Genomic DNA, 10,225 nt, shown 5'->3' on the forward strand with positions numbered 1-10,225 from the left:
TCGCGGTTCGGCGTCGCCGGCTTCGGCGATCTCCTCGGCGTAACCGGCGTGGTCAGTCGCCACGTGCAGGACGCCGCCGGGCCGCAACCGATCGACCATCAGCGCGATCGTCGCGGGCTGCAGCAGCCGGCGTTTGTGATGACGTGACTTGGGCCACGGGTCGGGGAAAAACACCCGCACGCCGGTGAGCATTGTTGGGGCGATCAGCTGCTCGAGCGCGTCCACCCCGTCACCGCGGATAAGCCGGATGTTCGGCACATTCTGCCGGTCGATGGCACTGAGCAGCTGAGCCAGACCGCGACGGTAGACCTCCACTGCGATGACGTCGGTGTGGGGCTCGGCCGCAGCCATGGCAACCGTGGAGGTGCCGGTCCCGCAACCGATCTCGCAGACCAGATCCGCTCCGCCCCGGCCGAACCACGCCGCCACATCGATAGGTTCCGTCGTCGCCGAGTCGGTGATCGCCGGCCGGCCGAGCGTCGGCCACAGGCGGTCCCAGATCTCCTGCTGCGCTTCGGTCAGAGCGGAGCGCCGTGATCGGAAACTGGTCACCCGGCGAGGGTGGTGGGTGGCGGTGGCAGGGCTGTCCGGGGGCGTGAGGGAGCCCTGGGGCTGCGCATGCATTGATCCATGGTGGCCCATCCGGACCCCGATGCCCGCATCGCGGCGCAGATTGATACCCAACAGTTGCCTTGGCGGTGACTCGCGGCCGCGGCAGGCGGCTGCCACTATGACGCCGTGGATCGCAGCTGCTCCGATTCGCAGATCGTGGCTCGGATGCACGCCGCCGCCCGGGTGCTGCGCGACGCCGGACTGGAGGTCGACGCCGGCCGCAGTGCCGATGCGCATCTGCGCCGCGCGGTCTACTGGCACCACTACAGCAACGGGCCGGTGTCGGATCTGCACCGGTCGTGCGGCCGGGATGTCGCCCGGGGTTCGCTGCGCCTCTGGGCAGCGGCCGGCGGGGTGCCGGAGGTGCCGTCCGGTCGGCGCCCAGGCAGTTCCAGCGAGGCCCCCGATCCGGTGCGGCGGCGCGCATCCGCCCAGTTGGCGCGGGTGCAGTTGAGCGGTCAGGCCCGCACGGTGTGCGGCGCCCTGCGTGACGATCTGGCGGCGCAGGCTGCGGGTATGGGCCGATCGGAGATCTGCGCATTCGGTCAGCGGGTGCGGCATGAGGTGTTGCGGGTGATCGCCGACTTCGACGAGACCGTGTCGGGTCGGCTGGCAGAGCTGGGCCTGCCCATCGAGGCGGCCGGATGGTCGGATTTGCCGGGCGAGGAGCGGTTGCCGGCCCGACGCCGGCCGGGACTGGAGAACCGGTTGAGCACCCTGATCGGTGCAGGATTCGGTGTCGGGGTGTCGCTGAGCATCGGTCGTATGGTCGCTGACCTGCGGCCCGAGTGGACGCCCGCAGCGGCCATCTGTGGTGGGCTGTTGGGGCTGGCGCTGACATCGTGGATCGTCCTGGCGCGTCGCCTGCTGGCCGAGCGGGCGGCAGCGGAACGCTGGATCCTCGAGATCGCCGCCAGTTTGCGCCTGGTGCTCGAAGAGCGGTTGCTCTCCCGGATTCTCGCCGCGGAATGCGCCGGGGTCTGATCGGGGGCGTCTGGTCGGGGGCTACGCGCGCAGGTGTTACACCCAATTACCGGGCAATGTCACGTCCGCGTTAATCTTCAGACAGGACGGCGAATCCTCTCCGCAGGTTGCGCGGAAAGGCCAGCTCCTGGCAACAACCAACGCGGGAGAAACGATGACTTCAGCGACCATCCCCGGTCTGGACAACGCACCTACCGCGCACGCGGTACTGCTTTCCTGGGTTCGCGAGGTCGCAGAACTCACCCAACCCGACCGGGTGGTGTTCGCCGACGGATCCGACGAGGAATATCAGCGGCTGTGTGCTCAGCTCCTGGCGGCCGGCACCTTCACAGCTCTGAGCGCCACCGGGGACCCCGCTTCGTATCTGGCCCGCTCCACCCCCTCCGATGTGGCCCGCGTCGAGTCGCGGACCTTCATCTGCTCCGAGCGGGAGATCGACGCCGGCCCCACCAACAACTGGATGGCGCCCGACGAGATGCGCGCTGTCATGACCGATCTGTACCGCGGCTGTATGCGGGGCCGGACCATGTACGTCGTTCCGTTCTGCATGGGGCCGCTGGGCGCTGAAGACCCCAAGCTTGGGGTTGAGATCACCGATTCGGAGTACGTCGTGGTGTCGATGCGGACCATGACCCGGATGGGTAAGGCGGCGCTGGACAAACTCGGCAACGACGGTTTCTTCGTCAAGGCGTTGCATTCCCTGGGCGCCCCACTGGAGAAGGGCCAGCAGGACGTTGCATGGCCGTGCAGCGACACCAAATACATCAGCCACTTCCCGGAAACCCGTGAGATCTGGAGTTACGGATCCGGCTACGGCGGAAATGCGCTGCTGGGTAAGAAGTGCTACTCGCTGCGGATCGCCTCGGTGATGGCTCGCGATGAGGGCTGGCTCGCCGAGCACATGCTCATCGTCAAGCTGATTTCCCCGGAGAACAAGGCCTACTACGTCGCTGCGGCGTTCCCGTCGGCCTGCGGCAAGACCAACCTGGCGATGATCCAGCCCACCATCCCGGGTTGGCGGGCCGAGACCCTCGGCGATGACATCGCCTGGATGCGGTTCGGCAAGGACGGCCGACTGTATGCGGTCAACCCCGAGTTCGGTTTCTTCGGGGTGGCTCCCGGCACCAACTGGACGTCCAATCCCAACGCGATGAAGACCATCGCCGCCGGCAACACTGTCTTCACCAATGTTGCGCTCACCGACGAGGGCGGCGTGTGGTGGGAGGGCCTGGAGGGCGACCCGCAGCATCTGGTCGACTGGCGGGGCCGGGATTGGACGCCCGATTCGGATGAGCCTGCAGCGCATCCGAACTCGCGGTACTGCACACCGATGTCGCAGTGCCCGACCCTGGCCCCCGAGTGGGACGATCCGCAGGGCGTTCCGATCTCGGCCATCCTCTTCGGCGGCCGGCGCAAGACCACGGTTCCACTGGTGACCCAGGCCCGTGATTGGCAGCACGGCGTATTCATCGGTGCCACCCTGGGCAGCGAGAAGACCGCAGCCGCCGAGGGGCAGGTCGGCACCATCCGACGCGACCCCATGGCCATGCTGCCGTTCCTGGGCTACAACGCCGGTGACTACTGCCAGCACTGGCTGGACCTGGGCAAGAACGCCGACGAGTCGAAACTGCCAAAGATCTTTTTCGTCAACTGGTTCCGCCGCGGCGCTGACGGCCGGTTCCTCTGGCCCGGGTTCGGTGAGAACAGTCGGGTGCTCAAGTGGATCATCGAACGCGTCGAAGGCAAGGCCAACGGGGTGACGACCCCCATCGGTATCGTGCCGGCGGTGGAGGACATGGACCTCGGTGGCCTTGACGTCGAAGCCGCCGATGTCTCCGAGGCACTCGCGGTCGATCCGCAGGAGTGGCGGGCCGAACTGCCCGATATCGAGGAGTGGTTCGCCTTCCTCGGTGAGAAACTGCCGACCGGGGTACGCGACGAGTTCGAGGCTCTCAAGCAGCGCCTGAACGATGCCGACGCATAATTCGACGACGCGGAATTCGGCGCAGTTGGCCGTCGACTGCGTCACCTCCCGCGAGGTGGGGTGATCGGATCATGCAGATCCGAGAGCAGGCGCAAGCAAACCCCGACAAACCGGCCGTCATCATGTACCCGTCCGGCACGGTCGTCACCTTTGGCGAGTTGGAGGCCCGGGCGAATCAGTTGGCGCATTCCTTCCGGGCAGTCGGGTTGGCTGAGGGCGATGCCGTCGCGGTGCTGATGGACAACAACGAGCACTTCCACACGGTGATGTGGGGAGCGCGGCGGGCCGGTTTGTACTACGTGCCGATCAACACGCATTTGACCGCAGCGGAGGCTGCCTACATCATCGACAACAGTTCGGCGAAGGCGATCATCGCCTCGGCGAAACTGCTCGGGGTCTGCCGTGAACTTGCCGACCACCTTCCGGGCGGACTTCCCCCACTACGCATGATGGCCGGGGCGGAGTTGGACGGTTGGCTCAACTACCCGGAATCTGTTGCTGAGCAGCCGGTTACACCGATTGCCGATGAGGTGGAGGGTGATCTGCTGCAGTACTCGTCGGGAACTACCGGCCGCCCGAAGGGAATCAAACGGCCGCTCACCCATTTGCCGCCCTCCCAAGCGCCCGGCCTGATGACGGCGCTCGTCTCGTTCTGGGCCAACCCCGACGGTGTCTACATCAGCCCTGCTCCGCTTTACCACACCGCCCCGAACGTCTGGTCGATGTCATTTCAAGCCGCCGGCATCCCTGTCGTGGTGATGGAGCGCTTCGACGCCGAAGGGACGCTGGATGCCATCGCACGGCATCGCGTCACGCACGGTCAGTTCGTGCCGGTGATGTTCACCAGGATGCTGAAACTGCCTGAGGCTGTGCGCGATGCGTACGATATCTCGACCCTGGAGCGGGTCATCCATGCCGCCGCTCCCTGTCCTGTCGACATCAAAAAACAGATGATCGACTGGTGGGGTCCCATCATCGACGAGTACTACGCGTCTTCGGAGGCACACGGATCCACCCTCATCACCGCCGACGAGTGGCTCGCCCGACCCGGTTCGGTTGGCCGGGCGATGAACGGGGCTCTGCACATCCTCGACGAGGAGGGCAACGAACTTCCCCCCGGTGAAGCCGGGGAGATCTATTTCGACACCGCATCGTCATTCGAGTACCTCAACGACCCGGCGAAGACGGCCGCCACCACCAGTCGGCAGGGCTGGCGCACCGTCGGTGACATCGGCTATCTGGACGACGAGGGCTACCTCTACCTCACCGACCGACGGCACCACATGGTCATCTCGGGCGGGGTGAACATTTACCCACAGGAAGCCGAGAACATCCTCGTCACCCATCCCCGGGTGATGGATGCGGCGGTGTTCGGCATTCCCGACGAGGAGATGGGCCAGTCAGTCAAGGGTGTGGTGCAACTCGTCGACCACAGTGAGGCCAGCACGCAGTTCGCCGAGGATCTTCTGGTGTGGCTGCGAGAACGTTTGGCGCACTACAAGTGTCCGCGGTCGATCTCCTTCGAGGTCCAGTTGCCGCGCACCGATACCGGCAAGCTGTACAAGCAGAGTCTGATCGAGAAGTACTCGGCCACCTAGATTCCGCCGCGGGCCACCAACTGGGCGGCGATCACATTGCGCAGTATCTCGTTGGTGCCCTCACCGACGATCATCAGCGGTGCGTCGCGGAAATAACGTTCCACGTCGAACTCGGTCGAATAGCCGTACCCGCCGTGAATGCGCACGGCATCGAGTGCGATCTCCATCGCCATCTCTGAGGCGAACAGTTTGGCCATCCCGGCTTCCATGTCACAGCGTGCACCGCTGTCGTATCGCTGCGCCGCGTAGCGGGTGAGTTGACGCGCCGCGGTCAGCTTGGTGGCCATGTCCGCCAGGTAGTTACCGATCGACTGGTGCTTCCAGATCGGCTTACCGAAACTCTCCCTCTGCTGGGCGTAGCGCAGGGCGTCCTCCAAGGCGGCAGTCGCCACACCCAACGCCCGGGCGGCCACCTGAATCCGTCCCGTCTCAAGACCTTTCATCATCTGGGAGAAACCCATACCCGGCACCGCGCCGAGCACCGCCGATGCCGGGACCCGACAGTCGGTGAACACCAACTCGCAGGACTCGACGCCCTTGTAGCCGAGTTTGGGCAGATCACGCGAGATGGTCAGCCCGGCCGCCGGAGACTCGACCAGCACTACCGAAATGCCAGCGTGTCGTGGGTCGGCCTGCGGATCGGTCTTGCACAGCAGCGCGATCAGCCCCGAGCGACGGGCGTTGCTGATCCAGGTTTTCGACCCGGTTATCACCAGTTCTGCGCCGTCACGCCGGGCGACACATCCCATGTTCTGCAGATCCGATCCGCCACCGGGCTCGGTCAGCGCCATGGTCGCCCGCAACTCACCGGTCGCCATGGCCGGCAGGTAGGTCTGCTTCTGGGCCTCGGTGCCGAAGTCCTCGAGCAGCTTGGCCACCACGGTGTGGCCGCCCATCGCACCTGCCAGGCTCATCCAGCCCCGTGCCAGTTCCTGGGTCACCTCGACGTAGCACGGCATCGACACCGGCGAGCCGCCGTAGCGTTCACTGATAGCCAGGCCGTAGATCCCGATCCGCTTCATCTGCTCGATCCAGACGTGCGGGTAGGTATTGGCCTGTTCGGTCTGGCGCACCGTCGGTTTGACCTCGCGGTCGACGAATGCGCGCACCGTCTGGACCAGAAGGGTCTCTTCGTCGCTGAGTTCGGGCATTTCGACCCCATCGTGACACAGGCGCACAGTGTCAGACTGGCAGCCGTGGACTTAGTCGGCGGCCCGTTCTTCGATGATCTGTCCGTCGGGCAGGTCTTCGACTCGGCCCCGTCGATGACACTGACGCCGGGTGTGGCGGCGGCCCATCAAGCGATCCTCGGCGACCGGCTGAGGCTGGCGCTGGACGCCGAATTGACCCACGCGGTTACCGGTGTGCCGGGCGTGCTGGTGCACCCCGCGTTGATATGCGACGTCGCGGTCGGGCAGTCGACGTTGGTTACCCAGCGGGTGAAGGCCAACCTGTTTTACCGGGGCCTGATCTTCCACCGCTTCCCGCTGGTGGGTGACAGCCTGTTCACCCGCACCGAGGTCGTCGGCCTGCGGCAGAACAGGGTCAAACCCGGACGGGAGCCGACCGGCCTGGCGGCGCTGCGGATGACCACCATCGACCAGGTCGGCCGGTTGGTCCTGGACTTCTACCGCTGCGCGATGCTGCCGTGCCAGCCCGGCGCGGGTGACACCGGGTATGACGATGACCTCTCCGCGGTCGGTTCGGGGCCCGATCCAGACCCCGACCCGGTGGCGCAGTGGAACGCCGCCGCGTTCCGCGAGCGGGTCCCCGGACCGTATTTCACTCCGGATCTGGCCGGATCGGTGCTGCGAAGCACAGCCGACGTCGTCACCTCCGCGCCCGAACTGGCTCGGCTAACCCTGAATGTCGCGGCGACCCACCATGATTTCCGGGCCGGAGGCGCCCGACTGGTGTACGGCGGGCACACCATTGGTCTTGCCCTGGCGCAGGCGACCCGGTTACTGCCCAATCTGGCGGCTGTCCTGAGTTGGCAGTCCTGTGACCACACCGGCCCGGTGTACGAGGGCGACACCCTCTACAGCGACCTGACGATCGAAGCGGCCCGGGTGCTGCCGCAGGACCGTGGCGGGGTGCTGAGCCTGCGGTCACAGGCCTACGCCATCGGGGTTTCCGCTGATGGCGAAACCGGCCGTGACCGGCCGGTGCTGGACTGGCGGTACCGCGTGCTGCTGTTCTGAATGGCTGTTAACCGCAGGTAGCCTAGGTCCGTAGCAAAAACCCGTCAGGAGATTCGATGTCCCTCCAACACCCCGTCGTGGACACGGCTTACGGCCCCGTCCGCGGCATTGATGACGGCAAGTCGATGTCTTGGAAGGGTGTTCGCTACGCCGCCCCTCCGGTCGGTGACCTCCGATTTCGAGCCCCGCAGCCTCCCAGGCCCTGGACTGAGGTCGCCGACGCCGACACTTTCGGATGCGTCTGCCCGCAGCCTCCGGTGCCCAATTTCCCACTGGACCTCGGCGCCCCCGAGAACGAAGACTGCTTGTTCCTCAACATCTGGGCCCCGTCGGGCACCGCACCGGGTGATGCCAAACCGGTGATGGTGTGGCTGCACGGCGGGGCGTATGTCCTCGGGTCGGGCACTCAGCCGCTCTATGACGGTCGCCGGTTGGCCGCCAGCGGTGATGTGCTGGTGGTGACGTTGAACTACCGGATCGGGGTCTTCGGCTTCCTGGACCTGTCCCAACACAGCGGTCGGCGCACGTTTGATTCCAACATCGGGTTGCGCGATGTGCTGGCGGCGTTGCGCTGGGTCCGGGACAACATCGCCGCGTTCGGCGGCGACCCATCCCGGGTCACGCTGTTCGGTGAGTCCGCCGGCGCCGGAATCGTCACCACCCTGTTGGCTATCCCGCAAGCCGAAGGGCTGTTCGCCAACGCGATCGCCCAGAGTTCCCCCGCCACCTCGGTGTACGACCAGAGCCGCGCCCAGCGGGTCACCGGTCAGGTGCTGGAGTATCTCGGCCTGAGGGACTCCGAGGCCCACCGACTCGCGGACGTCGATGTGCCCGCGCTGCTGTCGGCCACCAAGAAGGTCTTCGATGAGGTGCCGGTGCGCAATCCCGGCACTCTGGCCTTCGTGCCGATCATCGACGGTGACCTGTTGCACGACTACCCGGTGCACCTCGCCCGGCAGGGCCGCACTCATCCGGTGCCGCTGATCATCGGCACCAACCGCAACGAGGCTGCCCTGTTCCGGCTGATGCGGTCACCCCTGATGCCGATCACGCCGCGGGCCATCACCTCGATGTTCAACGAGATCGCCGCTGAGCAGCCCGACCTTCAACTGCCCACCGAGGAGCAACTCGGGTCGACCTATCGGGGCAAGGGCGGCGTCATGAGCATCGCCAGCGATGTCGGTTTCCGGATGCCGTCGGTGTGGTTGGCCGAGGGGCACTGCAGGGTGGCACCGGTGTACCTCTACCGCTTCGACTACTCCACACCAATCATGAAGCTGCTGCTGGTCGGGGCCGCCCACGCCACCGAATTGCCTTACGTGTGGGGCACTCTCGGTGCCCCCAAAGACGTCACCCTCAAATTGGGCGGGGCCAAGCCGGCCAAAGCGTTGTCGAAACGGGTCCGGGCCCGGTGGGCGAATTTCGCGGCGACGGCCAAGCCGACCGGGCCGGCCGGGGAGCCCGACTGGACGCCGTACCAGGAGACCGACCGCGCCTGCCTGGTGATGGACCGCACCGACCGGCTGGTGTACGACGCGGACGAGCGCATCCGTTCAGCGTGGGGTAACGACATTCTGCACTTCCGCTGAGCAAACCCCTAGCCGGTGGGAAGGTCCCGGAACGGGGTGTCTTTGTAGGGTTCGGGCTCTTTGGGCAGCCCCAGGATGCGTTCGCCGACGATGTTGCGCTGAATCTGATCGGTGCCGCCGCCGATGGAGGTGAAATACGCGTTGAGCGTGCGGAAGGTGACGCCATCGCCGACCGGGTTGTCCGGGCCGGTCAGCATCGATTCCGGGCCGACGATGTCGGTCTGCACACGGGCGGTCCTGTGCAGGATGCGCGACATCGCGATCTTGCCGAGCGCCATCAGGGTGGCCGCTTCGGCGCGGTCACTGGTTGCCTTGGCGCGCATGGTATTCCACCGGTTCACCGCGGCGTAGGCATCCACCTGGGCGATCTCCTGGCGGATGTAGGAGTCGGTCAGTTTGCCGGACGACCGGGCCATCCCCACAAGACTGTCGGCGTCGGGCTTGAGATCCCGGCTGGCCCGTGAGGTGCGGGCCAGGTCGCCCATCAGCCGTCGCTCGTAAGCCAGCGCCAGTTGCAGTACCGGCCAGCCACCGCCGGGCTCGCCGATGAGGTTGTCGTGCGGGACCCGCGCATCGGTGATGAAGACCTCGTTGAACTCCGACTCCCCGGTGATCTGATGAATCGGCCGGATCTCCACGCCAGGTTGGCGCATCGGGAAGATGAAGAAGCTGATGCCCCTGTGTTTGGGAACGCCCCAGTCGGTGCGGGCGACCAGCAAGCCGTAGTCGGCAGCCTTGGCGAAGGACGTCCAGACCTTCTGCCCGTTGACGATCCAGTCGTCGCCGTCGCGATCGGCCCGGGTGCGCAGTCCCGCCAGATCGGACCCGGCACCAGGTTCGCTGTAGAGCAGGCACCAGCGGGTCTCGCCCCGTACGGACGGCGGGATCAGCCGTTGCTTCTGAGCTTCGGTGCCCAGGTCGTGGACGGTGCAGGCCAGCAGATCGGCACGGTCCTGGCCGGTTCCTCGGGCGCCGACGGCGGCGAATTCCTTTGCCACGATTCGAGATTGAGAGTCCGTAAGGCTGCGGCCACCCCACTGCGGCTCCCAACTCGGGGCCGACCAACCGGCGTCGAACACACGGCGGGACCATTCGCCACGTTCCGTGGCGGGGTCCCAATTCTCGGCCAACCACTGCCGGACTTCGGCACGGAGGGAGTCCTCAGTCATCAGATTTCCTCTCGCAGGCGCACATAGCGTTCCCGGTGCCATGCCGGGTCGCCGAAGATCTGGGCGTCGGTGCGGGCCCGCCGCAGGT

General features: G+C 66.2%; 8 protein-coding genes. 5 read left to right on the top strand and 3 right to left on the bottom strand.

The features are described from left to right. The coding region (trmB, locus tag ADBZ5N_RS14320; RefSeq protein WP_526258453.1) for a tRNA (guanosine(46)-N7)-methyltransferase TrmB at window positions 1-642 on the bottom strand (642 nt) is incomplete at its 3' end. 96 nt (window positions 643-738) lie between these two features. On the opposite strand from trmB, the gene ADBZ5N_RS14325 reads away from it, so the two are divergent. The 3 genes from ADBZ5N_RS14325 to fadD4 all read left to right on the top strand — a co-directional run bounded on the left by ADBZ5N_RS14325 (window position 739) and on the right by fadD4 (window position 5,178). After that, window positions 739-1,596: a hypothetical protein gene (locus tag ADBZ5N_RS14325; protein WP_526258441.1), complete on the top strand. Its 858-nt coding sequence runs from the start codon at window positions 739-741 to the stop codon at window positions 1,594-1,596. Window positions 1,597-1,750: 154 nt separating this feature from the next. Further along, window positions 1,751-3,580, top strand: a complete 1,830-nt coding sequence (locus tag ADBZ5N_RS14330) for a phosphoenolpyruvate carboxykinase (GTP) (RefSeq protein WP_526258443.1) — start codon at window positions 1,751-1,753, stop codon at window positions 3,578-3,580. A 71-nt stretch (window positions 3,581-3,651) separates the two neighbouring features. Next, a complete protein-coding gene (fadD4, locus tag ADBZ5N_RS14335; protein WP_526258445.1) occupies window positions 3,652-5,178 on the top strand; it encodes a fatty-acid--CoA ligase FadD4 in 1,527 nt (508 codons plus the stop codon). Here the strand turns inward: fadD4 and ADBZ5N_RS14340 are convergent. Next, window positions 5,175-6,329, bottom strand: a complete 1,155-nt coding sequence (locus ADBZ5N_RS14340; protein ID WP_526258447.1) for an acyl-CoA dehydrogenase family protein — start codon at window positions 6,327-6,329, stop codon at window positions 5,175-5,177. The two genes, fadD4 and ADBZ5N_RS14340, sit on opposite strands and share 4 nt — an antisense overlap. Window positions 6,330-6,443: 114 nt before the next feature. Between ADBZ5N_RS14340 and ADBZ5N_RS14345 the strand changes: the two genes are divergently transcribed. After that, window positions 6,444-7,379, top strand: coding sequence for a hotdog family protein (locus ADBZ5N_RS14345; protein ID WP_526258455.1), 936 nt, complete (start codon window positions 6,444-6,446; stop codon window positions 7,377-7,379). A 56-nt stretch (window positions 7,380-7,435) separates the two neighbouring features. Further along, the gene (locus ADBZ5N_RS14350; protein ID WP_526258449.1) at window positions 7,436-8,968 is read left to right on the top strand and encodes a carboxylesterase/lipase family protein; all 1,533 of its coding nucleotides are present in this window, start codon (window positions 7,436-7,438) and stop codon (window positions 8,966-8,968) included. Between the two features lie 8 nt (window positions 8,969-8,976). On the opposite strand, the gene ADBZ5N_RS14355 is transcribed toward ADBZ5N_RS14350, so the two are convergent. Then, window positions 8,977-10,137 carry an acyl-CoA dehydrogenase family protein gene (locus tag ADBZ5N_RS14355; RefSeq protein WP_526258451.1) on the bottom strand — a complete coding sequence of 387 codons (1,161 nt, stop codon included), beginning with the start codon at window positions 10,135-10,137 and terminating at the stop codon, window positions 8,977-8,979. Between the last annotated feature and the right edge of the window lie 88 nt (window positions 10,138-10,225).

Origin of the sequence: Mycobacterium sp. (assembly GCF_044370595.1) — a bacterium.
GTDB lineage: Bacteria > Actinomycetota > Actinomycetes > Mycobacteriales > Mycobacteriaceae > Mycobacterium.

Coding starts and splice junctions, on each gene's coding strand:
- ADBZ5N_RS14330 (WP_526258443.1), top strand. CDS start 1,751: ATGACTTCAGCGACCATCCCCGGTCTGGACAACGCACCTACCGCGCAC.
- fadD4 (WP_526258445.1), top strand. CDS start 3,652: ATGCAGATCCGAGAGCAGGCGCAAGCAAACCCCGACAAACCGGCCGTC.
- ADBZ5N_RS14340 (WP_526258447.1), bottom strand. CDS start 6,329: ATGCCCGAACTCAGCGACGAAGAGACCCTTCTGGTCCAGACGGTGCGC.
- ADBZ5N_RS14345 (WP_526258455.1), top strand. CDS start 6,444: ATGACACTGACGCCGGGTGTGGCGGCGGCCCATCAAGCGATCCTCGGC.
- ADBZ5N_RS14350 (WP_526258449.1), top strand. CDS start 7,436: ATGTCCCTCCAACACCCCGTCGTGGACACGGCTTACGGCCCCGTCCGC.
- ADBZ5N_RS14355 (WP_526258451.1), bottom strand. CDS start 10,137: ATGACTGAGGACTCCCTCCGTGCCGAAGTCCGGCAGTGGTTGGCCGAG.